Source organism: Rhizobium sp. 768_B6_N1_8 (genome assembly GCF_051811225.1).
Taxonomy (GTDB): Bacteria; Pseudomonadota; Alphaproteobacteria; order Rhizobiales; family Rhizobiaceae; genus Rhizobium.
This window is the reverse complement of the sequence record NZ_JBPWPV010000001.1, coordinates 2,367,233-2,389,662: the sequence shown is the minus strand read 5'-3', so window position 1 is coordinate 2,389,662 and position 22,430 is coordinate 2,367,233. Positions and strand designations below refer to the sequence as shown.

Annotated in this window: 22 protein-coding genes; 7 read left to right on the top strand and 15 right to left on the bottom strand. The window is 58.9% G+C overall.

The genetic code is table 11. The annotated features are described in order from the left end of the window. Positions 1 to 229: 229 nt before the first annotated feature. A complete protein-coding gene (locus tag AB8B33_RS12280; RefSeq protein WP_439015578.1) occupies positions 230 to 2,149 on the bottom strand; it encodes an adenylate/guanylate cyclase domain-containing protein in 1,920 nt (639 codons plus the stop codon). A 305-nt stretch (positions 2,150 to 2,454) separates the two neighbouring features. Here AB8B33_RS12280 and AB8B33_RS12275 point away from each other — a divergent pair, with 305 nt between their 5' ends. Next, the gene (locus AB8B33_RS12275; protein ID WP_439015577.1) at positions 2,455 to 3,588 is read left to right on the top strand and encodes a hypothetical protein; all 1,134 of its coding nucleotides are present in this window, start codon (positions 2,455 to 2,457) and stop codon (positions 3,586 to 3,588) included. 326 nt (positions 3,589 to 3,914) lie between these two features. On the opposite strand, the gene AB8B33_RS12270 is transcribed toward AB8B33_RS12275, so the two are convergent. Beyond that, complete coding sequence (locus AB8B33_RS12270) at positions 3,915 to 4,337, bottom strand: hypothetical protein (protein ID WP_439015576.1); 423 nt, start codon at positions 4,335 to 4,337, stop codon at positions 3,915 to 3,917. Between the two features lie 66 nt (positions 4,338 to 4,403). Next, entirely contained in the window at positions 4,404 to 4,739 is a 336-nt protein-coding gene (locus AB8B33_RS12265; protein ID WP_439015575.1) for a hypothetical protein, read from the bottom strand. Between the two features lie 902 nt (positions 4,740 to 5,641). Between AB8B33_RS12265 and AB8B33_RS12260 the strand changes: the two genes are divergently transcribed. Together AB8B33_RS12260 and AB8B33_RS12255 are read left to right on the top strand one after the other, a co-directional pair. After that, entirely contained in the window at positions 5,642 to 5,866 is a 225-nt protein-coding gene (locus AB8B33_RS12260; protein ID WP_162748171.1) for a hypothetical protein, read from the top strand. A 471-nt stretch (positions 5,867 to 6,337) separates the two neighbouring features. After that, positions 6,338 to 6,673 carry a hypothetical protein gene (locus AB8B33_RS12255; RefSeq protein ID WP_439015574.1) on the top strand — a complete coding sequence of 112 codons (336 nt, stop codon included), beginning with the start codon at positions 6,338 to 6,340 and terminating at the stop codon, positions 6,671 to 6,673. 232 nt (positions 6,674 to 6,905) lie between these two features. Here AB8B33_RS12255 and AB8B33_RS12250 read toward each other — a convergent pair whose 3' ends face one another. The 9 genes from AB8B33_RS12250 to AB8B33_RS12210 all read right to left on the bottom strand — a co-directional run bounded on the left by AB8B33_RS12250 (position 6,906) and on the right by AB8B33_RS12210 (position 16,544). After that, on the bottom strand, positions 6,906 to 8,384 hold the full coding sequence (locus tag AB8B33_RS12250; protein WP_439015573.1) for a hypothetical protein: 1,479 nt from the start codon (positions 8,382 to 8,384) through the stop codon (positions 6,906 to 6,908). After that, entirely contained in the window at positions 8,329 to 10,890 is a 2,562-nt protein-coding gene (locus AB8B33_RS12245; protein ID WP_439015572.1) for a hypothetical protein, read from the bottom strand. The genes AB8B33_RS12250 and AB8B33_RS12245 overlap by 56 nt, the downstream gene beginning before the upstream one ends. A 243-nt stretch (positions 10,891 to 11,133) precedes the next feature. Next, positions 11,134 to 11,961 (bottom strand): shikimate dehydrogenase family protein, encoded by an 828-nt coding sequence (locus AB8B33_RS12240; RefSeq protein WP_439015571.1) that lies wholly within the window; start codon positions 11,959 to 11,961, stop codon positions 11,134 to 11,136. After that, entirely contained in the window at positions 11,958 to 13,022 is a 1,065-nt protein-coding gene (locus AB8B33_RS12235) for a Gfo/Idh/MocA family protein (protein WP_439015570.1), read from the bottom strand. Before AB8B33_RS12235 ends, AB8B33_RS12240 begins: the two co-directional genes overlap by 4 nt. Positions 13,023 to 13,039: 17 nt before the next feature. Beyond that, complete coding sequence (locus AB8B33_RS12230) at positions 13,040 to 13,768, bottom strand: amino acid ABC transporter ATP-binding protein (RefSeq protein WP_439017245.1); 729 nt, start codon at positions 13,766 to 13,768, stop codon at positions 13,040 to 13,042. Between the two features lie 64 nt (positions 13,769 to 13,832). Further along, the gene (locus tag AB8B33_RS12225) at positions 13,833 to 14,477 is read right to left on the bottom strand and encodes an amino acid ABC transporter permease (RefSeq protein ID WP_113324688.1); all 645 of its coding nucleotides are present in this window, start codon (positions 14,475 to 14,477) and stop codon (positions 13,833 to 13,835) included. Between the two features lie 7 nt (positions 14,478 to 14,484). Next, positions 14,485 to 15,153: an amino acid ABC transporter permease gene (locus AB8B33_RS12220; protein ID WP_439015569.1), complete on the bottom strand. Its 669-nt coding sequence runs from the start codon at positions 15,151 to 15,153 to the stop codon at positions 14,485 to 14,487. Then, the gene (gene aroQ / locus AB8B33_RS12215; RefSeq protein ID WP_439015568.1) at positions 15,150 to 15,602 is read right to left on the bottom strand and encodes a type II 3-dehydroquinate dehydratase; all 453 of its coding nucleotides are present in this window, start codon (positions 15,600 to 15,602) and stop codon (positions 15,150 to 15,152) included. Before aroQ ends, AB8B33_RS12220 begins: the two co-directional genes overlap by 4 nt. Before the next feature lie 111 nt (positions 15,603 to 15,713). Next, positions 15,714 to 16,544 (bottom strand): transporter substrate-binding domain-containing protein, encoded by an 831-nt coding sequence (locus AB8B33_RS12210; protein ID WP_113324685.1) that lies wholly within the window; start codon positions 16,542 to 16,544, stop codon positions 15,714 to 15,716. A gap of 234 nt (positions 16,545 to 16,778) precedes the next feature. On the opposite strand from AB8B33_RS12210, the gene AB8B33_RS12205 reads away from it, so the two are divergent. Next, positions 16,779 to 18,668, top strand: coding sequence for a bifunctional sugar phosphate isomerase/epimerase/4-hydroxyphenylpyruvate dioxygenase family protein (locus tag AB8B33_RS12205; protein WP_439015567.1), 1,890 nt, complete (start codon positions 16,779 to 16,781; stop codon positions 18,666 to 18,668). 97 nt (positions 18,669 to 18,765) lie between these two features. On the opposite strand, the gene AB8B33_RS12200 is transcribed toward AB8B33_RS12205, so the two are convergent. Both AB8B33_RS12200 and AB8B33_RS12195 read right to left on the bottom strand, forming a co-directional pair. After that, positions 18,766 to 19,458 carry a GntR family transcriptional regulator gene (locus AB8B33_RS12200; protein ID WP_439015566.1) on the bottom strand — a complete coding sequence of 231 codons (693 nt, stop codon included), beginning with the start codon at positions 19,456 to 19,458 and terminating at the stop codon, positions 18,766 to 18,768. A 7-nt stretch (positions 19,459 to 19,465) separates the two neighbouring features. Next, positions 19,466 to 20,158, bottom strand: coding sequence for a GntR family transcriptional regulator (locus tag AB8B33_RS12195; protein ID WP_439015565.1), 693 nt, complete (start codon positions 20,156 to 20,158; stop codon positions 19,466 to 19,468). A gap of 252 nt (positions 20,159 to 20,410) precedes the next feature. Between AB8B33_RS12195 and AB8B33_RS12190 the strand changes: the two genes are divergently transcribed. The 3 genes from AB8B33_RS12190 to AB8B33_RS12180 all read left to right on the top strand — a co-directional run bounded on the left by AB8B33_RS12190 (position 20,411) and on the right by AB8B33_RS12180 (position 21,847). Next, positions 20,411 to 20,674, top strand: coding sequence for a KTSC domain-containing protein (locus tag AB8B33_RS12190; protein WP_113324682.1), 264 nt, complete (start codon positions 20,411 to 20,413; stop codon positions 20,672 to 20,674). A gap of 110 nt (positions 20,675 to 20,784) precedes the next feature. After that, on the top strand, positions 20,785 to 21,291 hold the full coding sequence (locus AB8B33_RS12185) for a hypothetical protein (RefSeq protein WP_439015564.1): 507 nt from the start codon (positions 20,785 to 20,787) through the stop codon (positions 21,289 to 21,291). Positions 21,292 to 21,442: 151 nt separating this feature from the next. Further along, positions 21,443 to 21,847: a hypothetical protein gene (locus AB8B33_RS12180; RefSeq protein WP_439015563.1), complete on the top strand. Its 405-nt coding sequence runs from the start codon at positions 21,443 to 21,445 to the stop codon at positions 21,845 to 21,847. Positions 21,848 to 21,911: 64 nt separating this feature from the next. Here the strand turns inward: AB8B33_RS12180 and AB8B33_RS12175 are convergent, their stop codons facing one another. Next, positions 21,912 to 22,118, bottom strand: coding sequence for a hypothetical protein (locus tag AB8B33_RS12175; protein ID WP_113324679.1), 207 nt, complete (start codon positions 22,116 to 22,118; stop codon positions 21,912 to 21,914). Positions 22,119 to 22,430: the final 312 nt, after the last annotated feature.

Below are 22,430 nucleotides of genomic sequence, written 5' to 3'. Positions count from 1 at the left end.
GATTGATGGGCATCGCTCTGTGCGCAAATGCTGACCGATATGACGGCGAAAGACATCATGGACGCTGTTGAAGGTGTGAAAGCCATCGACGCCTCCAAACGAACATTCCGCCCACCGAAGAACGGAATTCTGCGTTGATTATTCAAGCGTGTACTGAAAAGCTTCCAAGCCTATCCTTTGTAGCAAAATTGCCGTTCAATTTCTAGTAGCGCAATGATGGCGGCATTTGCTACCGGGCGTCGCCACTCTCCCCAACCAGCTCCCACAAATCCACCTTCTCCGCGCGCCCCTTCACCTGCACCAGCCCCAGCGGCCGAAACTCAAACCCGTCGCCAACCGCGTCGTGAATGGCCGCACTCACCAGGATCGACGTACCAAAATCCTTGTTCAACCCTTCCAGCCGCGAGGCGACATTGATCGTATCACCCATGGCCGTGTATTGCTGGCGCGAGATGGCGCCGAAACTGCCGACGACGGCCGGGCCGGTGTGCAAGCCGAAGCGCGTGAACAGGGCGGGGTGGCCGTTTCTGGTGTTCTCCTCGTTCAGGCCGTCGACCGCCGCTTTCATGGCGAGCGCGCATCGGCAGCCGTTTTCGGCATGCCTGTCGTCCTGCACGGGGGCGTTCCACATGACGAAGATGGAGTCGCCGAGATATTGCACGACCGTGCCGCCATTGCGCTCGGCGATGGTGTTCAGGAGTTCGAAATAGGCCGAGAGCGTATCGACCACGTCTTCGGGCGAATGCTGCTCGGATATGGCGGTGAAATCCCTGATATCGGTGAAGAGCACGGTCACATCCTGCCGCGTCGCCTTGACGACCGTTCGCCCTTCTGGGCTGACAATCCGCCGGACGACTTCGCGCGGCACATAGAGGGCAAACTGCCCGATGGCGTGGCGGCTCGCCGCAAGCGCAGTCGCCAGCGTGTTGATCTCCGTTATCCAGGAATGCGATACGGCTTTCTCGCCGACATCGAGATCGCCGATCCTGCGCGCCTCGTCGGCCAGCCGGTTGAGAGAGCGGCTGACCATGCGCGACAGCAGCACCGATGCCGCGACACCGGCTGCCAGGAGGGCTCCGGCAATCAGGAGATTGTGCAGCAGCAGCCGGTGGGCCTCCGCCACCAGATCCTCCATCGGCACGATGATTGCGGCGGCACTTCCCTCAAACAGGCCGGAGACGCTGACGGGCGCGATCTGCACGAGCTGGCTTTCGCCATCGAGCTCGACGCGTGCCAGGCCGCCATTGGCAAAGGCGGGATCGCGCCTGAGCCTTGCCACGGTTTCGAGGCTCGAGTCGAAACTGTTTGCCGTCGCAACAAGCGAACCTGATGTTCGCGACCATATAGCGATGATCCGGTTCATGATATCAGGGTCGGAATGGGCGATGAGATCATCGCCGGCATCGATGATGTAGGCGCGCGCCCGCGGGGAAATCTCGCGCGCATCCAGCAGGCGGCTGATGGTCTGCAGGTGAATGTTGATGCCGACGACCACCTGGCCGTTGTCTCGCATGGGTGCTGCGATCGTCAGCGTCGGCGCACCAAGCGTTCCGGTGATATAGGGGCCGACGGAAACCGTTGCGCCATCCTGAACGACGGCCTGATACCAGGGGCGCTGGCGCGGATCGAAGGATGCGTATTCGACCTGCCGCTCGCCGATCGGCCTTGCCTCTATATCGAGAAACTGCAGCGTCGAGATGACATTGGCGCTCTGTCTGCCAGCGATCGTCCGGATCGCGAAAGCCGTGCCGTCAGGCGCTGCAAGCGTCCGGGAGATATCGCGCCTTTGGGTGTTGATGACCTGCAGATAGGAGCCGTCAGGATAGCCGGTGTAGATGCTCGTCGCATTGGGGACGTTTCGCAGAATCTCCAGAAAGAATTCCTGCTTTGCCTTGATATCCTGAGGCGGCGGAGAGGCGAGCAGCGGCAGGGTAGAAGCGAGCGCCACCGCCTCCGTGCCTCCCTGCAGCGTGTTGCGATATCCCTCGATCAGCCGCACGCTCATCTCGCGCATCTGCTGCACGCCGGCGCTCACGGCAGCATCGCTTCCACGGCTGAAGGCCAGCCAGATGATCGGCATCGACGTGAACAGCAGCGATGCGACGACCAGGACGCCGAGATGCAGCCTTAAGGGTTTGGACCAGCGCACGAGACTTTCCTCGAAATGCGGGCGCGTTCGGCACAGGTTTCATCTCAAACTTGTGTGGTTGTGCAGGAATGAGCGTACCCAACTGTCGCAGCTAACCGCTTTTTGAGGGCTTATACAAGCCGGATGCGGCTGTCACACATGCCACGTTTTCGCCGGTCGTTGGGGCGCGAATGAAAAGCCCGCGATTGAATGGCCTCCAAGCCTCTCGAAAATCGTCGACACTCTTCTATCTGCGCCATGGCCGGTATTTCCACCGGTTCGCCATTGAGGGCGAGGAGCGATGATTTTCGAACGGGGGCGTTTCATTGACGGACGATATCTCTCAGCCTGCCGGCAGGGCCGAATGGACGCTGGCCGATTTCCTCAGCACCTATCGCTACTGGGCCTTGTTTTTCGCCTCGCTGCTTCTGGCCTTTGGCGGGCAGGGGCTTGCCACGGTCTTTCCGCTGATTTCGCGCGAAGCCGGAAGCAGCTTTCAGACGGTCGGGATCTTCTATCTCGGCTCCAATGCCGGCTGGGTCATTGGGGCTTTCCTGGCCTTCGTCGTCGCCACCCGTCATGGCCGGCCGGCGCTGATCGCGCCGCTTGTCGCCTGCGCTCTTGTCGCCATCGCTGTCATCCCGGCGCCGGCACTCTGGGCTTCGCCCGCGTTCCTGTTTGTCTTCGGGCTGTTGTTCGGCGCGGCGCGGGCGTTTTTCCCGCTGGCGATCGCGATCTTCCTGGTCGGCGGGCGGTCCGGCAGGATTGATTTCGGCTGCGCGCTGACGCTGGTGTCGACCACGATTCTAACCTCGGGCTTCGCGCCCGTCGTCGCCTCCTGGCTCTATCAGGCCGGTCAGGGCGGGGTGCCCGTGACCCTCGGTTTTCTCGCCTGCCTGGTGGTTGCCGTCCTCCTGCTCCTGCCGGCGCAGCCTCTCGCCTTCGATGACGCGCCGCGTCTGCGCCACAGGCCGATTGCGCCGCAAAAGCGATCGCCGCTCATGGTCGCCGTGATCCTCATTGTGCCGATGGTGCTGATCTTCCTCCTCAGTCTCGGGATCTATGGCCTGCAGGGTGGGGATATCGAGGCTGGCGGCACTTTCGAGCTCACCCTGCTTCTGGCGCTCGCGGGGCTCGTCATTGCGATCGCGGCCCTCATCTATCTCGCCTGGTGGTGCTATCGCATCCATGGAGAGCTTGCGGGGGCAGCACCCTCGCAGCGCCTGCTCACACCGCTTGCCGCGATGCTGATCGCAGTTTTCGTGCCGCTCGGCCTGCCGGTTCTGCTGATGACGCTCGGCGATCTCCTCAACGATCGCGGCGGCGAGAGCGGAAAGGGGCGCCTGATCTCCATCGCCTGGCTCGCCTTCTGGAGCTTCCTCCTCCCGCCTGTTGCGATCGCACTGGTGCAAAACGCGGCGAACAGGAGCTATGACGGGGAGGCACTGCAAGCCGGATAGACCGGTGGGTATCGATCGGACAAGCACGCCCATGGGCCGGCGAAAAGAGCGCTCTATGGAAACGATATTGCGCAGTGTGCCGTGTCACACACTTTTCACGCGACTCTTGCTTCCATCCATGATTATTTCACGCGCTTAACGCGTTTTGGCGGACTGAGCAGGTATAGAGGCTCGCGGACGTATTGCGTGGCGAGCCCTATAACCGGCCTCAAATTCTGAGGAGGTTTCGGCCCTTTTGGGCCTGGATCGCTCGCCGGCTCAGCGTCGAAACCATCTTGAAATTGCGTTGGCTAAAGCCTGTCCGGCCGTCGACCGGACTTATCGCTTTAACGAAGGGCGGTTTCCATGCGAACTGCGCCTCCTTCGTTTTCCCATGATGCCAGGGCTTTCTGGTCCGGGTTCAGCTTGCGCCGCCGGGAAGCCGGGTAGCCAGGGCGGGGGATCGTCACGTCTTTCATGTGCCGGATCACCAGCGCCTCTTCATGATGTTCGCCGCTTTCGGGGGGTCGGGGATCGGACGACGCATAGTCTGCGCGCTTGAGCCCGCCCAGCAGACGCCAGCGCTTCCGGCTCGCTGCAGCAGTTCCGTCTGGAAGGAAGATCTTTACCATGGCCAACCGTTCTCGCATGTCGCGATTGAGTGTTTGAAGGTGGAAGATTCTCACCCTCCCTGGATCGGAGCGAAGGGGAGCCTGTGTCTGGCTGTGCCCGCTTCGTTGACCGCCCAACACCCGATGATGCGCTTCCATTGCGCTTTATCCAAGGCGGGAGGCCCCGGCGTTCAAGGCTGGTCAGGCTGTCATGGAAAGCCGGCGTCACTGCCAATCGAACCGCGCCGGCCGTTGGCCGAAGCGCACAACGCTATGCAGGCTGGGGTCGTGTCGACCGGGTTCAGGTGGGTCGGGCTGTATCGGCTGGGACTTCACGTCGAGGACGTCTTCGATCCGCTTCAGATGGTAGAGAACCTTCCTCTGGCGATCGTAAAGCCTGCCAAGCAACGCATAATCCAGATCCAGCGGCGCCCCGATCATGCGCAGCCTTCTAAGGACGATTTCCTGGCTGGTGACGTGCCGCGCCGCCTTTGCGGCGTGGAGCCGCGCGAACTCCAGATCTTTTTTCTTATATCGCACCGACTGCATCTGTTTCGCCAATCGTTTCCGTTATTCGCGCCAGGCCGGGACGCTGTTCTCTAAGGCTCTCGGCTATGGTTGCGGAGGTTTTCGACGGCACGGCCGCTGTGGCCACGAGTCCGCAACAGCTCCTGCGGATGCCGACTGCAAATCAAATTCGGAGCTTTCAAAATAACCAGTAGCATTCTCATCGCAGGCTTTCAAAATAATAAAATATTTTTTGATAATAAAAATGAAAAGTATGACTTTTGTCATTTTAAAAATAAATAAAACCGGAAAAATACAACTTTATTACGAGATATTTTCTGAAGTTTTCGGTATTTTTATTTGAAAATATTTCCATAGTAATTTAGAAGATGCTATCTGTCTGCGTGAACGTAGGATGAATTTTCAAGCATTTATGAAGTAGCATCTTCTAACTAACCGACAGATGAGCAGGGACACGGAACGAAGGCAGATCAAAGCCGGCTCACCATTGATCGTGACGTTCCTGTCACTTCTTCTCCGGTGATGTGTGCGGTCGCGGGCCGTGGCAATGACGGGGTGGGGCGCTGCTCACCACGGCGAATGACAGCAGACCACGGCATGGAACAATAAGGCTGCCGGATGGTTATATGAGGCTAGGCGACGGACATTCCCGTTCGTCATTCAACTCCCCGGAGCCTGCTATCTTCATACTGGAGCGGCTGCCTCTTAAAGCAGAAAGCAGGAGGCGGTTATGTTGAAGGTCAACCCCGGGAATATGCCGACGACAAAGTGGCGCACAGGCATCAGGTCCAGTGCGGGATTTAAAATCTGCATTTGGATACTCATTGCGGCTGCTTTTGCGATGCTTGCATGGAGCATCATTCTTGCATGACTGCAGTGACCCCGGGTTTTCTGCCCGACTGCAAAATCCAATCAATCTTCAAGGAAGGCCATACATGTCACCTCAAGACGAGGAACGTGCTCTATTCGATCGTGTCTGGGCCAAAGGTGCTTTAGTAGCAACAACCAATCGAGACCCAGTGCTCGCCGACATCGCCAGCAGCAAGCCGACACTCGAACAATATCGCAAGACCTACGGCTCTCGAAAAACCGATCTCATCAGGATCATAAAACTCGGTATCTCCCAGCTCCACGCTTCCGGTGAACTGCATGAACCGTAATCTACTTCTTTTGGGTGATTACATCAGGACAAGCGCCTGGCTCCGGTGGAGCCCCATGGCTGCTGCCATGCACCAGTTCGCATCCGCCGCTAGAACGGGATAATCGAAGGGCTCCCACTCAATACTCGGCAAGCCCCCCACATCGGTTTCGGTCCTTGTAATCCTACTACCGCCGCTTAGCTACTTTGGTCGCGTCGCGGTCGATTCGCAATTCATCCAAAAGGGTTAGGGGGGAGAGCCGCTCATTCGTGCTGACGGGGCCTCACGATAACCTTCCTGTCAAAGGGCGACAGGTGCAATGGCCCTGCCGGCCCAAAGCCGATGCTCTCCTCCATCAGCGGGTCAGAAGACCGTCCTCGCCAGCACAAGGCCACCGGCCGCGCCCAAGAATTCTTCTGTGGTTGTTCTTGCGCATTACTCGCGCCAGGCGGGCGGCAATGTTAGAGATTACCTGCTAACTGGGGTTATCTAATGAAAAAACTCATTCTCGCCGCGGCGCTTGCCGCAGCGCTCACGTCCTGCGCGAAAAGACCTGACGCCATCGTGCAGGCCGATATCCCGATGCAGGCCTACACCAATCTCAGCTGCCAGCAGATCGCCAGCGAACACGCGAAGGAAAAGGTGAAGCTCGACGGCCTCTCGAAGCAGCAGATCTCGGCCGCCAACGGCGATGCGTTTGGTGTGTTCCTGGTCGGCGTGCCGATCGGCAGTGTGGCCGGTGGGGATAAGGAAGGCGAGGTTGCGGTGTCGAAGGGCAAGGTTTCGGCGATGGAGAGCGCGGCGCTGTCGAAGGGGTGTAAGTTGTAGGTTGGGGTGTGGGGAGGGGACGCAGCCGGCAAGAGCGCCGGAGCGGCAACCCTCTCCACCGTCATTTCTGTGCTTGTGACAGAGGCCAGCCACTGCGCTTCTGTGCTGTGAATGAATCGTTTTCTGCTAAGGAAGAAGTCGAGGTCGACGGGCACACAATCGCCAATGGTGAGCGGAGTTATGTCGGACGCGTGCGAGTTTTAGGCGAAGAGCGGAGGTTGCTTCGGTTCGATCAATGCTTGGAGTAAAAGCTAGGCTTCGAGAGTCCGCCGCGCACGACGACAACAACAATCGGAACGGAGGAATTCCCAACGCGATGGAGGAAGACGTCAATATCTTCCTCTACATTTCCTACCGGTGATGATTTGGCACAAGACTCTAACACCGATAGGAGAGCTAACCGCTTGCCAAGCCCCAGTGCGTAAGCTGCTGCCTGATCGAAGTATTTTGAAAAATCTTTTGCGTATAATGCCTGATTATTCTCTACCTTCAGTTCTATGGGTATGTCTCGAAAGGTAAGGTCCGTGATGCCTCCAGCGGCTTCGGAGTGGCCATGAAGGTCGCCACCAATCTCCGGGCGCATCCTCAATAACCTGGTTGTCTCCTTTTGAAATTCGCGCTCTGACGTGTTGGCCGAAAAAGTGGCATCGCGCAAAGCCGAGGCTGCAATGCTTCCAAAGCCACCAAGAACTGTCATGGCGTTGGCCAGATCATCCTGGTTTAAACCAGGAAATGACCTCAGACGGTTTCGAATAGCAAGCAAATGGCGATCTACGTTGCTGAAACCTGTCAGCGGGTTTGAAGCAATATCACTGCCTTCTAGAACCAGGCGTCGGTGCCCCACTATCTGGATGCCGCTGTAGGCAGTCATGTCATCGAATTCTGCGGCGTAAAGAAACTCATAAGGCCTCGAACCGAAGGAATGCGCGATCTCTAGGACAGCTCGGCCTGTACCCGTGAGGGTGAATGGACCAGTCCCGTCAGGCTTCTGAAACTTAAACTTAGGGAGCCAATCGCGTTCTCGGCTATCGATTGTCACCGGCATAAGTGACAACACTTTAGCCCGTTTCGGCCAGTTTGAAACGCGCACTTCAATCGTCAGGTCGTAGGCTGTCTCTGGTTTGAGGTAATTCCAGTGCTTTGCGGGCTGTCCGTCAATATCGAATTTTAGGAAGGCGACGGTCGTGTCGAGTTTTTTGGCCGCGGCCGAGCTGTCTGTGCTGCCAACCGCTATCCCAACTCGACCTATGTCATGCTCCACGACATTGGCGAACATAAGAAGAGGCAGGGCCCATCCACCCATCAACGATTGTAAGTCGCCAAGGTCAACAGGATCATAGAGTTTGTTGACCCGATCGAGAACTGAAACCAACTGCTCAACCTGTGCAAAGCTCGCGGTTCGATCAATCTCAGATGCTCTCATTTTCGTAGCACTCAAGAAACGCTGAGCATCGGGCTCCGCATTTCGAATGGCGCGTTTCCATTCAGCCAATGACACGAAGAGACCGGAGGCTACGCCGTATGCGCGGTATTGATCCTCAACGTTCCCTTTTGCCATTGGAGCGATAGCTTGCTCGAAGGTTGACCATGCGTCTCGTAATTGCTCCACAGCCTGCGGCGATGGCGCTAGCGCGTTCTTGACAGCTGCGGCGAGACTAATCCGAGAAGAAAAAGCGCGGCGGAACATCTCGAATTTCGGCTCGTTCTTCATTCTCGATCTCCAACTTGGCGCTTAGCCTTTCCCAATGTTCGATCAGTGCCGTTATGTCTTCACCGTCGGCGACAGCGCCTTCTATCGAAGCGGCGGTTTCTACTAAGGAAGCTCTAAGCCGCCATTTCTCGTACCGATTTTCCGCCGGAATCGCGGCCAAAAGAACCTGTGAGCGATCACGCGCTAATGAAAAGCGACCGGCCTTGGTCAGCGCGGAAATGAGAAGGAGGGCCTCGGCGAAGTCCTCTGGGCGAAATGGCTTTAAGGCATCAAATGCGGCTTCTATGTCATCGGCACATGCCCGTAGTTCATGCTGCGGAGCTCGCAGAACGACCGTGACGCAATCGTCGATGGATATAGAACGAGTGTATTGGTCAGCAAGCGCTTTCAGTGCCACTTTCACGAAGCCTGGAACGTCCTGGAAGCTATAGACCAAATGGTCAACCGCCTCATACAGCGCGTGGCCCTCAAGCTTTAACAGCAGGCCGGAGAGGAAGACTCCGAGCGCGCCCTTTTTTTGTTCATCTGTGAGACAGAGTATCGCAAAAACGTCGATACACTTGACCAAGAATTCTTTATCCTCGCCTTCCTGGGCGTAATGAACAACAAGGTTCCATATCGCTGCATTGAGCAGTGATCGCTTGTCGTCTGGAAAAAATCTCCTTCGTAAGGCGTGGATAGCTCTGCGATGCACGATAACGTAGGGGTCGCTCAAAAGTATCGCAAACGCATGAAAAAAGAGGTCCGGGAAATTCTTTTGCATCTCATAGGGCACGTTTTCCCATGCTTGCGCAGCACTTGCACGCACCAGCGCGCTTTCGTCCATCAACGCTCGATACCAGTCGGATAAAACCTGATTGAGGCTTTCGACGCCTGTGAGGAGTTTCGAAACATGAACAATCATGTTCCCGCGCATTTGGGTTTGGTTCTCCGGCAGATGGCGGTAGAGGGTAAGAAAGTCTCTTACGCCCTCGTTGCCCTTCGCTCGCGCTCCGATGGCGGCCCAATCGATCAATGCGCCCTGCAAGTGATCTATAGCGGTGCGCTTATTGCGTCGCTCCATCTCTGCAAGGAATTCATTAGCGACCTCCAAGGAGTGCTTCTCCTCAAGCCGCTCATACTTGTCACTCAATGTAGCTGCTGCGCCGATTAGTTCATCTAGAAGCTCCGCTGCGAGTTCCGCGAGTTCATCCCACGCGTGCATAAAAAATTGCGCCGCGTCATCGGTCGCCTCTGGCCGGTCGACAGCAGCCCAAAGCAGCCTACGAAACGCTATTCTTTGCGGCTTTCCGATCGTTTGCTTTTTTCGATAACCGTGTTTCAAGACGGATCGATACGTCCTATAGGCTTCGCGTTTTCCAATATCGTCATTATCCCGGAGAAACGATTGAATGATGGTGTCCACTTCGTCCGGGAAAAGTTCGAGGCACTTAGAAGCGGCTTCCTGTAGGTAGTATAAGACTGCACTATCTCTGCGCTCTTTGGGCAGGAGGGTTCTTCTCCGCATCAGTTTCGCGAAGATGCTTCGCGCATGTTTTGCGAACAGCTGATCATTGTGTATCGCAATGATTGCTTCCGTTGCAGCGGCGATCTGACCAGCCTGGGTGCCGGCGAGAAGATTCTCGATCTCCCTACTGACGTCGTCTTGCCTTTTCGTGAACAAAGACCTGATCGGCGCGCTGTCGTAAGTCCGCGTCTCGTTTCCGATTCTCATACTCGGTGGGGCCGGAACAGCCATTGACACGAAACGGCGGATCACCTTTGAGAGGTTTTCAAGACCTAGTCTGTGAGGATTCGCTAGGACATAATCAACCGCTTCTGGTGATTTTACATAGCTGTCGAGCAGCCTGACGGCGACGGCGATCTTTTTGTCGGGATCGAGGCGCGCTCGGATAAGTGCTTTGGCGGCGTGAATGGAATAGGGAAAATACTCTTGTGTTGCCGCGGGCAACAGATGATCGATCACCTTCGGTCCGAAGGCCTCCGGGGCGAGGTTTGCGAGCTGTTCCAACCGGGGATCATCGCTTGGAATGTCATCGGCATCTAGTTCGTCTATTAAATCGAGAACAAAGGTCTCTTCGAGTGACAATTCGCTCCGCAGTTCTGCGCGTTCTTCCTTTCGCGCCTGCTGTTCCTGCTTGCTCTTCCGCCGTTTGGTATCCCGTTCGAGTTGTCGTTGCTCGATAGCTCGTTCTCTAGGCCCAACAAATTCCATGATATTCGGGATGCCTACCGGAACCCGTTTATCGCATCCTTTGCAGTTATTTAAATAGAAGTCGTAGGCTGCATCCTCTAGAAGCCAGCCGAACATTGAGTTCTTCTTTGAAAACTTGCATCGAACACCCATGTGACCGATCGGAAGACCGGTGGCCTCCTCGATCATTCCTCGGCCTGGCATCCTGGCGAACTCTGCGTGGAAACACCAATTGTCGAGAAGCTTTTTTGTCTTTAGGTTCCTTTGGCCTGCCTCGACGGCTTGCTGATAGTCACTTTCGAAATCTTCCATGTAAGAACACCCCGGAGCCTGCCACGGCAAGTTGACGTTCGCAGCAGGGCTACACGCCGAATCCACTTGTTCAGCTCACACTACCGGATTCAGGACGTTTTGCCTCCTTTGTGTTCAGATAATCACCTAGAAATTGTAGGGGTTGGGGCGACCGGTAGACGCATTACTACCATGTCCGACAAAAAGGACCGGTGATTTCAATTGGTGCAAAGCCGACGACATCATTGATACGCCATGTCCCCACTACAGCCGCGCCACCCGTCTCAAATGCTCCGCCGTCGTCGTCGCAAACCCAAAAAACTCCAGATAGGCCGGTATCTGCTCAAACAGCATATCCGTCCCCACCTGATACCTGCACCCTCGCTCCCGCGCTGCCGCAAGAAACGGCGTGATCTCCTCCTTCATCACCACTTCACCCACGAAAGTCCCGGCCGAAAGCCTGTTCACATCCAGCGGCAGCGGGTCGTCCTTGCGCATGCCGAGCGGCGTGGCGTTGATGACGATGTCGAATCCATCCGGGTCGTTTGAGCCTGTGGTGACCCTGGTTGCGGGGTAGTAGGTGTTGAGGCGGGTTGTCAGGCCTTCGAGGGCGGCCTTGCTGTCGTCGTAGAGGGCGAGGTGGCCGATGGCGGCGGAGGCGAGGGAGGCGGCGATGGCCGAGCCGACGCCGCCGGCGCCGATGAGGAGGGCTTTGGCGCCGGCGATGGTCTGGCCCTTGCGCTTGAGGCCGCGCACGAAACCTTCGCCGTCGAACATGTCGCCGATCAGTCTGCCGTCGGGGCCGAGCTTGACGGCGTTGCAGGAGCCGGCGACGCGGGCATTCGTGGAGATCTCGTCCAGCAGGCCCATCGTGGTGATCTTGTGCGGCATGGTGATGAGGGCGCCGTGGATGTTCGACAGGCGGAACACGAGCTTCAGGAAATCAGGGTAATGCTGCGGTTTGCAGCCCATCGGCACGACGACGGCGTCTATGCCCTGTTCCTCGAAATAGGGATTGTAGATCAGCGGCGCCTTGAAGCTTTCCGTCGGGTAGCCGAGATGGGCGATCAGCCGTGTGGTGCCGCTAATCATGGGGTTTTGCCTTTTAGGAATATAGTCCTTCCCGTGCTCGCGGATGCCTTGATCGCCTCGATGACCTCAAGTGTCGCGAGCCCTTCACGGCCGCTGACGAGGGGCGTGGCCGTGCCTTCGATGACATCGCAGAAATGCTGGAGCTGCAGGGTGAGCGGATCGGCCGGTGTGACGGGCAGGCGTTCCTCGGTCAGCTTCTCGCGCCAGTCGGGGCGGCCGCTATTGGTCCAGAGGGTGAGATCGGGGATCGTCAGTGCGCCATCGGTGCCGCCGATCTGGTAGCAGAACTGGTCCTCCTGCGGGAAGCCGGGGTTTTCGCCCGAGGTGCGCTCCCAGCTCCAGGGCGAGGGCACGGCATCGGAGGCGCTGAGTGTGGCCAGCGCGCCGCTTTCGAAACGCAGCAGTACGACGGCGGTGTCTTCGACCGCATGGCCGCGGGCGGCATTGGATTCCATCGCATGCACGCTTTCGACTTCGCCGAGCAGATGGCGGAAGAGATCGACATCATGGATGAGGTTGATGAAGATCGGCCCGGCGCCCGGTTCGCGGCGCCATGTCACCTCGAAATAGTCATCGGGCTTGGCGACCCAGAAGCTGCCGTGGACGGAGCGGATGCGGCCGAGCCGGCCGCTTTCGATCAGACGCTTGGCCTGCCGGATAATGGGGTTGTGGCGGCGGTGGTGGCCGACGAGGATGGGCACGCCTGATGCTTCGGCGCGGCGCACGAGACCTGCCGCGGCTTCGGCGTTATCGGCAACAGGCTTTTCGATGAGGACGGGGATGCCTGATGCCACCACATCCAGCGCGTTTGCCACATGCAGCTGGTTGGGTGTCGCGACGATCACGCCATCGGGCCGGGTGTTTGCCAGCGCCTCGGCAAGGCTTGCAAACCAGGGCAGGCCATTGGCGCGGGCCTCGTCGCGGGCGGCGGGCGAGGGGTCGATGATGGCGGCAAGCCGTGTGCGCGGCTCGGCCAATACGCCTTCGATGTGGCGCTTGCCGATCAGCCCGGCGCCCATGACGGCTATGTCGAGGGGGCGTGTGCGCGAAAGATCCGACATTGAAACTCCTTCAGATCCTAGTTGCGCAGGATTTCGCCGAGGAATTTGCGGGTGCGCTCGTGGCGGGGATTGGTGAAGAATTCGGCCGGTGCCGCCTCCTCGACGATCGCGCCGCTTGCCATGAAGATCACCCGGTTGGCGACCTGGCGGGCAAAGCCCATTTCATGGGTCACGCAGATCATCGTCATGCCTTCCTCGGCAAGGCTGATCATCGTATCCAGCACTTCCTTGACCATCTCGGGGTCGAGTGCGGAGGTCGGCTCGTCGAAGAGCATCACCTTGGGGCGCATGCAGAGCGCACGCGCTATTGCCACGCGCTGCTGCTGGCCGCCTGAGAGCTGCACCGGATATTTATCGGCCTGTTCGGAGATTTTTACACGCGCAAGCAGGGTGCGGGCGCGGTCTTCGGCTTCGGCCTTGGGCACGCCAAGCGCGCGCATCGGCGCCAGCATGCAGTTCTGCAGCACGGTCAGATGCGGGAAGAGGTTGAACTGCTGGAAGACCATGCCGACCTCGCGCCTGATCGCGTCGATCGCCTTGGCCTGATTGCCAAGCAATATGCCGCCGACGCGGATCTCGCCCTTCTCGTAGGTCTCCAGATGGTTGATGCAGCGGATGAGCGTCGATTTTCCGCTGCCCGAGGGGCCGCAGAGCACGATGCGCTCGCCCCTGTGCACATCGATATTGATATCGTGCAGGGCCTGGAAGGCGCCGTACCATTTCTCCACATGGCTCATGGTGATCATGGTTTCAGATGAGGGTGCGGGTGCTGTGGTCATGGTCTCTGGTCCGTTTCGCTAGGGCGCGGCATCAGCGCGCGTGCGCGGCGTTGAAGCGACGCTCAAGGCGCGCGCCAAAAATGGTCAGCGGGCAGCACATCAGGAAATAGAGGATGCCGACGATGCCGAAGACGGTGAGCGGCTGGAAGATCTGGTTGGAGATGATGTTGCCGGCCCGCGTCAGCTCCGTGAAGCCGACGATGGAGGCAAGCGACGTGCCCTTGATGAGCTGCACCAGGAAGCCGATCGTCGCCGGCAGGGAGATGCGCAGCGCCTGCGGCAGGATGATGTCCTTCATGCGCGAGACATATTTGAGGCTGAGGGCTTTTGCCGCCTCCGTCTGGCCGCGCGGCACGGCCTCGATTGCGCCGCGCCAGATCTCGCCGAGATAGGCGCTGGCATGGAGCGTGAGGCCGATCGCCACCGCCACCCAGGCATCGAGCTTGAAGCCGATGAGGGCGAGCCCGTAATAGGTGACAAAGAGCTGCATCAGGAGCGGCGTGCCCTGGAAGACAGCGATATAAGCCGATGTTAGCCGCTCCACCCACACTATGCCGCAGGTGCGCGCCAGCGCTACGCCAAGGCCGGCGATGCAGCCGCAGACGAAACCGACGGCCGAGAGTAACACGGTCCATTTCAGGCCGATCAGAAGGAAGATGAATTCTTCGCTGCCCATGGTGCCCTCACTTGACCGGATAGGTGAAATAACGGGCCGAGAAGAGCGCGAAGAGGCGCATCATCAGCCAGGAAATGATGAGGTAGAACACCGTGACGGTGAAATAGACCTCGAAGCTGCGGAAGCTGTCGGATTCGATGCGCTGGGCGACCGAGGTCAGCTCGTAGGCCGAGATGGCCGAGCAGATGCTGGTCGACAGCGTCAGAAGCACGAACTGGCTGGTCAGCGAGGGGTAGATCGCCCTCAGCGCCGGCTTCAGGATGATCAGCCGGAACACCTGCACCTTGTGCAGGCCGAGCGCCAGGCCCGCTTCCATCTGCCCCTTGGGGATGGATTGCACACCGCCCCTGATGATCTCGATCGCATAGGCGCCGCCATTGATGCCGAGCGCGATGATGGCCGTCGGTGTCGGGTCGAGGCGGATGCCGATCAGCGGCAAAGCGAAGAAGAGAAAGAAGATCTGCACCAGGAAGGGCGTGTTGCGGATGAGCTCGACAAAGCCGATCACCAGCCAGCGCAGCGCCTTGATATGGGAATCCCGCAGCGCCACGCCGCCGATGCCGATGACGATTGCCAGGGCCATGCCGCAAAGCGCCAGAAGAAAGGTGCCGAGACAGCCGAGCAGCAGGCTCGGCAAGCCATCGATGACGGGCGTGAAATCCAGTTGATAATTCATGCTGCTTTTGCCGCTCCGACCATATCCGCCATCGCCTCGATCGCCAGCTCATAACCGCGGGCGCCGAAGCCGATCATGATGGCGGTGGCGACGCGCGAGACGAGGGATTTGTGATAGATCTCCTCGCGGGCATGGACATTGGAAATATGCAGCTCGATCTTCGGCGCATCGAAGGTTTTCAAGGCATCGAGGAGCGCAATCGAGGTAAAACTGTAGCCGGCGGGATTGATGATGATGCCGCAGGCATCCTTGCGGGCCTGATGCACGCTTTCCACCAGCTCGCCCTCGAAATTGGTCTGGCGGAAGTCGATCTCGAAGCCGAGGCTTTTTGCCTTTGCGAGACACATCTGTCTGATATCGGCAAGGGTGGTCGAGCCGTAGATGGCGGGCTCGCGCTCGCCAAGCAGGTTCAGGTTCGGTCCGTTGAGCACAAAGATGGTTCTGGTCATGTCGCGCACCTCAAACGGGGCAGGGCCTTATGCCGTGGTTGGGCATGGCTGTTGCGTTGACGGGCATTGGCATGCCCGCCCTTATTGCTGTCACGAAAGAGAGCGGATCGCTCAGTTTACGGCGAAGGGGATGCCCTCAAGCTTTTCCGGGAATTCCGGAACCGGAACCTTCATCCACTTGTCGTAGATCTTCTTCAGCTCGCCATTCGCCTTGATCTTGTCGATGAACGTATTGATCGAGGCGTTGATTTCCTTTTCGCCCAGACGCGTGCAGGCGCCGTTGTAGAGCTTCTGGAATTCAAGCTTGTTTTCGAATTCGCCAGGGCGGGCCTTTTCGACGCGGTCCATGTAGAAGATGTTGCCACCGAGCGCCTGCACCTGGCCGGAAGCCAGCGCCTGCACGCTTGCTGCATCGCCATCGAAACGGCGGATCGTGGCGGTGGACGGCGCATTCTTCGTTACCTGCGTATCCTGCGCGGCACCCTTGGCGACACCGATCGTCAGGTTCGCCATATCCTCATTGGTCTTGATCGAGGTGGACTTGGCGCCGATCAGCACGATGGCATTGGCGACATAGGGCTTGGAAAACTGCACGGCCTTGGCGCGATCCGGCAGCATGGCCATGGTGGCGAAGAGCACGTCGACACGGCCGGTGGTCAGCGCCGGAATGCGGTTGTTCACTTCCAGCGGCACGAATTCGACTTCGACGCCGAGTTCCTTGGCATAGAGCGTGGCGATATCGGCATCCAGGCCATCCTGCTTGCCGGCGCTGGTCACGAAGCCCCATGGCGGATTGTCGCCCTGGATGCCGACGATCAGCTTGCCGCGGGCCTTGATTTCTTCCGGGGTGACGGCGGCGGCCGGGTTTGCAAGCCCGATGGCGGCCACGAGAGCGGCGGCACCCAGCATGGCGCCACGCCGCGTCAGCAACGATTTCAGCATTGGAATCTCCTCCTTTTTGGCGGCCGTCAAAAACGGCCTCACAGTCATCCTCTCCCGACTGTTCACATCATGTTTGCCAGAGGGGCGCTCATAAATCAACATAGTTTTTGAAAATCATATGAGACTTTTGATTTGATCAATTGAATTGCAATCCTAACGACGTTTGCCATAATGCCATGAGGAGGGTCGCTGGTTTCCGCCATCGCGCCCGATAACGAGGAGGATTTGCGAGCCATGAAGACCTCGATTGCGACGGTGACGCTCTCAGGCGAATTGCCGGAAAAACTCGAAGCGATTGCGCGCGCCGGCTTCGACGGCGTGGAGATTTTCGAAAACGACTTCCTGGCCTTTGACGGCAGCCCCGCCGATGTCGGCCGCATGGCGCGCGACCTCGGCCTTGTCATTACGCTCTTCCAGCCCTTCCGCGATTTCGAGGGCATGCCGGAGGGGTTGCGCAGCCGCACTTTCGACCGGGCCGAACGCAAGTTCGACATCATGCAGGAACTCGGCACGGACATGGTGCTCGTCTGCTCCAATGTCTCGCAGGCAGCCCTTGGCGGTATCGATAGGGCAGCGGCCGATTTCCACGAGCTGGGAGAACGAGCGGCCAAGCGCGGGCTGAAGGTGGGTTACGAGGCACTCGCCTGGGGCCGCTATGTCAACGACCACCGCGATGCCTGGGAGATCGTGCGCCGTGCCGATCACGAGAATGTCGGGCTGATCCTCGACAGTTTCCACTCGCTGTCGCGCAAGATCGACATCACGTCCATCCGCTCGATCCCGAAGGAAAAGATCTTCATCGTGCAGCTTGCCGATGCGCCGCTGATCGATATGGACCTGCTCTACTGGTCCAGGCATTTCCGCAACATGCCGGGCGAGGGCGATCTGCCGGTGACGGAATTTACCGAGGCCGTGGCCTCCACCGGCTATGACGGCTTCTTCTCGCTGGAGATCTTCAACGACCAGTTCCGCGGCGGCTCGACGCGGGCGATCGCTGCCGATGGCCACCGTTCGCTGATCTATCTGGCCGACCAGATCCGCCGCAAGGTGGAGACGCCAGTCGGCATCGATATGCCCCCGCGCGCGGCCGTCAAAGGCGTCGGCTTCATCGAATTCGCCACCGATGATGAGGAAGCGGTGGAGCTCGTCGGCATTCTGGAAGCGCTCGGGTTCCGGAAGACCGCCGTGCATCGCTCCAAGAAGGTGACGCTCTTCCAGCAGGGCGATATCCGCATCCTCATCAATGTCGATCCCGAAGGTTTTGCCAATGCCGCCTATGCGGTGCACGGCACATTTGCCTATGCAGTGGCGCTTATCGTCGAAGACGCGGCGGAAGCCTATGCCCGCGCGCTGGCGCTCGATGCCGAACCCTTCACCCAGGCCGTCATTGAAGGCGAATTGCAGCTGCCGGCGATCCGCGGTGTCGGCGGCGGGCTGATCTATCTCATCGACGAAAAAAGCCCGCTCGGCCGCTTCTCCGAGATCGATTTCGAGCCGGTTTCGGAAGGGGGCGAGGCCGAAGATGCCGGCTTGCTGCAGGTCGATCACATCGCCCAGACCGTCGCCTATGACGAGATGCTGACCTGGCTGCTCTTCTACACCTCGATCTTCGAGACCCGTAAAACCCCCATGGTCGATATCATCGATCCCGCCGGCGTGGTGCGCAGCCAGGTGATCGAAAACGAGGCGGGGACACTCCGCATCACCATGAACGGTGCGGAAAACCGCCGCACGCTCGCCGGCCATTTCATCGCCGAAAAATTCGGCTCCGGCATCCAGCATCTGGCGTTTTCGACCAAGGATATCTTCGCTACCGCCGAGCGCTTACGCGCCAAAGGCTTCAAGCCACTGCCGATCTCGCCGAACTATTACGACGATGTGGAGGCCCGCTTCGGCCTGGAGCCGGAGCTGACCGAACGCCTGAAGGCGGAAAACATCCTCTATGACCGGGATGGTGAGGGCGAGTATTTCCAGCTCTATAGCGGGACTTACGGGGAGGGCTTCTTCTTCGAGGTGGTGGAGCGCCGCGCCTATCGCGGATACGGGGCGCCGAACGCGATCTTCCGGATTGCGGCGCTGAAGAAGCAGATGCGGCCGGAGGGGATTCCGAGGGATGCGGGGTGAGGCCACTTGTCGATCTCCCCCCTTGTGGGGGAGATGCCTGGCAAGGCAGAGGGGGGTGCCACATGGCACAACCTCCGACAGTACAGCCTTACGCCGCTCACCCAATCCGCCCGCTCTTCAGCACATGCTCCACACCGCTCTGCACATGCCTGCGGATCACGGCCCTTGCACCTTCGACATCGCGCTTCAGCGCCAGCTCGAACAGCAGCTTGTGATCATCGACCACGGCCTGCCCGCGAAAGCTTTGCGCCAGCATATGATAGCGCAGAAACCGGTCGAAGACCGAGGACAGTGTCGCCATCAGCGTCGCCGAATTGCAGGCAGAAACGATCGCCTGATGGAATTCCCAGTCATAGCGCACCCAGTCGACAGTGCGCGAGGCGTCCCCCGCCAGAAGCTTCCGCTCGGCCGCCGCCAGCTTGTGATGGGCGGCGACGATGCGGCCTTCCCATTCCAGGTTTCCGGCGGCAAAGGAAAGACCGATCGCGTGGGTTTCGAGCACGGTCCGGAGATCGGCAAGCTCCTCCAGCTCCTTGGCTGAGGCCGGGCTTACCTCGAAGCCGCGCTGTCCCTCGGCAAGCACGAGATTTTCCATCGCAAGGCGGCTCAGGATCTCGCGCAGCGACGAGACACTGATCGAATAGTGTTCTTTCGCCTGTTCGAGCTTGATCTTGGCGCCGGGGGCGAGTGCCCCGGATATGATATCCTGCCGGATCTGCCTGAAGACGACATCGCTGATCGTCTCGGAGGCTTCGCTTGCCAGCTTCGGCATGGGTTTTTCGCCGCGCATCAGGCCGTCATCCCCTGGCCTGCGCGGGCAGGGAGGACAACAGCCCCCTGCCGAGCGCATGTTCGACGCCCGCCTGAATATGGCGCTGCAGGATTTCCTTGGCGGTCTTGCTGTCGCGCTTGAGGGCGGTCTCCAGAAGCTGCCGGTGCTCCTCTTCCGCCACGCTGCCGCGATAGGAAAGCGCCACCATCTGGTAACGCAGATATTTGTCGAAGACGGCCGAATGCGTTTCCATCAGGAGCCGCGAGCCGCAGGCGGCAATCAGTGCCTGGTGAAACTCCCAGTCATAGCGCTTCCAGTCCTCGGCTTGGGCTGTATTGCCCGTTGCCATGACCTTTTCCATGCGCGCCAGCTTGTAATGGGCGGAGACCAGCTGCGCTTCCCATTCCACATCCCCCTGCTCGAAGGATTGCTCCAGCGCATGTTCCTCGAGCAGCAATCTCAGCGCCGCGATCTCCCGGAGATCGGCGACGGAAACGCCGGCGACCTCAAACCCCCGCTGACCCTCGGCCACGACGAGCCCTTCCGAGGTCAGCCGGTTGAGGATCTCGCGCAGCGTGCTGACGCTGGTGCCATAGGCGCCTTTGAGATTTTCGAGTTTCAGCTTCTGGCCGGGCGAAAGCCGCCCGAAGATGATATCCGCGCGAATCTGCCTGTAGCCGCTCTCGGCGACGGACTCCTCGATATCTTCCTGCCGCATGCTTGTCTCCGAGATTTCGCGTTTTCTCCTATATAGCTGGAGAAGTCTGGTGCGTTCAATGGAAAACGGATTTTGGGTTAAGGAGCGGGTGAGGCGAAATGCTGCAGGGCGGCAATCTGTCTGGGTTCGGCGCCTTTTAGAGCGGCATTCACGTAAGGCAAGGTTTATGAGGTAATGTGTCCCGAAACATTACAAAGGCTTGACTATTATCCCAACCGGGGTTCCATTGTGCGACGCAGCATAGGAGCAACGATGGAACTTTCGTCAAAACTCGTGAAATCCGTTGCCTACGACCCGTCGACTGGGGTCCTCGACATCGAGATTCGCCTCAAGGGCCACCGCAGATATTTCAACGTGCCACTGGTCGTGTATGAAAACCTGGTCACGGCCACGTCCCCCGGCTGGTATTACACGCGTCATATCCGCGATGCCTATCCGCGCTCGGCCGAAGGTGCCGAAGGACGCGCGAAACAGGTGCTTCGCATGGTCACCGGCAAGCGCGGTCAATTGTCCTGATCGTCCCCTGCAAGACATTGAGATGATGCAGGCAGGATCGTCCGGTCCGGCCTGCAGGCCCCTGCTATCAGGGGCTTGCGCGCTGCGGCGAATCCGGCGAGCATCCTATTATGCCGACCCTCAAACAGCTCTCCATCGCCCTTGGCCTCCTGACCAGCGACCATGCCCCCATTCCCAACGAGGACGGATGGCAGAACTACGTCTGGCGCGTGCACGCCGCGCAGGAATGTCTCTCCGTCGAGAATGGATATTGCAAACTCGTCGAGGACAAATGGGATTGGAAGCGGCCGCAATATTACAGCTTCGCCTTCCGCACCGACCCGAAGACGAACTCCGTCACCTCGCGAATCACGCTCAGGAACGAAGACCCAGATGATGACGACCAGGTCTGCGTCGTCGCAGGCTTCCTCAATGCGGCCGGCGAGGAGGTGGGCATTTTCTTCGTCAACTGGCGCGCGCTTCCCGGACGCTCCTACGCACGCGAGGCGCCGATCTGGCTGACCACCGATGTCCGCGATATCGTCACCGTGGCCGTCGGCACGAAGCAATGCGACGTGAAGGCGATGGCGGATGCAGAGAATTTTTACAGGATCCGGCTTGAGCTGAAGCAACGCTGACGATGCGGCGCAGGTGTGCCGGTTGGGGGGTGAAGTGACCTATAATTTCAGATTTTCTCTATTCGCGGCAATTCTTGCGATCGCTTCTGGAGGCCTTGCTTCTGTTGACTGCGCCACTGCGGCGGAGCTGCCTTCCTTCTGGAAGAAATCCATGACGAACGATCCGGCGGCGAATTATTACGTCGCCCAGGCGATGAAGCCGCTCGACAACCCGGATGCCCAGACATTGAGGGTCGTGAAGCTCGCCACTTCGCTCGCCACTCTGTGCAGCGGTGCATCGCTCAACAAGAAGGCGCTCTACGCCTATATGACCGAGACCCGCTTTGCCGAGATCAAGGGCAAGGCCTATAACGAGGCGGCTTTCCTTGCCGACAGCACCTTCCGCTATTTCGACTATCGCGCGCTTGCCCATCTCTGCGCGGGAAGCGCCTATCTCTTCGGCCCGAACGGGCATCTTGCGCCGGGATTGCTCAAGGCCGGAAAGGGCAAGCCGAAGATGAGCTACGATCCCGACAATCCCTTCATTACCCTGCCGCCGCTGGTGCGCAGATCCTGAGAGACGGCCCGAGCTGAAGCAGCGCTGACAGCGGTGGCGAGGGGTGGCCACGGTTTGGGCAATTCTATTGAAAGTCGCCGCCTGGTTGCGGGGGCGGAAGCGTGTAGCCGGGATTGCCGATCCTGCCGCCTTTTTTGACACCGATCGTTCCTGTCGAACGCGGGTCCGCCGGCTCATGATGGAATGATGCGGCGATCATGAAAATCCCGAGCGCAAGCGCAATGAGCGGCGGCGCAACGAAGATGATCAAGAGGTAATGCTGTGGCTTCATCGCGTATCGTAGCAGGTGAGCTCTTCACCTGAGCAGCGCTTTCTTCGCTCGGTTGCAATCCGCAAGTTTCAGTAGACTTTCCTGCTGCCCACTCTCACTTGCCCGCTGCCGATGCTGCAAACTCAGCAGGAGACGAACCTGGATCTTTCTTCCATCTCCTACCCCGGCTTTCCATCAAAAGATATAACGACTGTCACATCCCGGTTGCAAACCGGCGGCGGATGGCATTGCGGCTAAATAATTGTTCGCAACTAACTATTATGGGCAATTTGTCAAGATCAGCGTCATGTATGACTATGTAGCCAGCCTGGC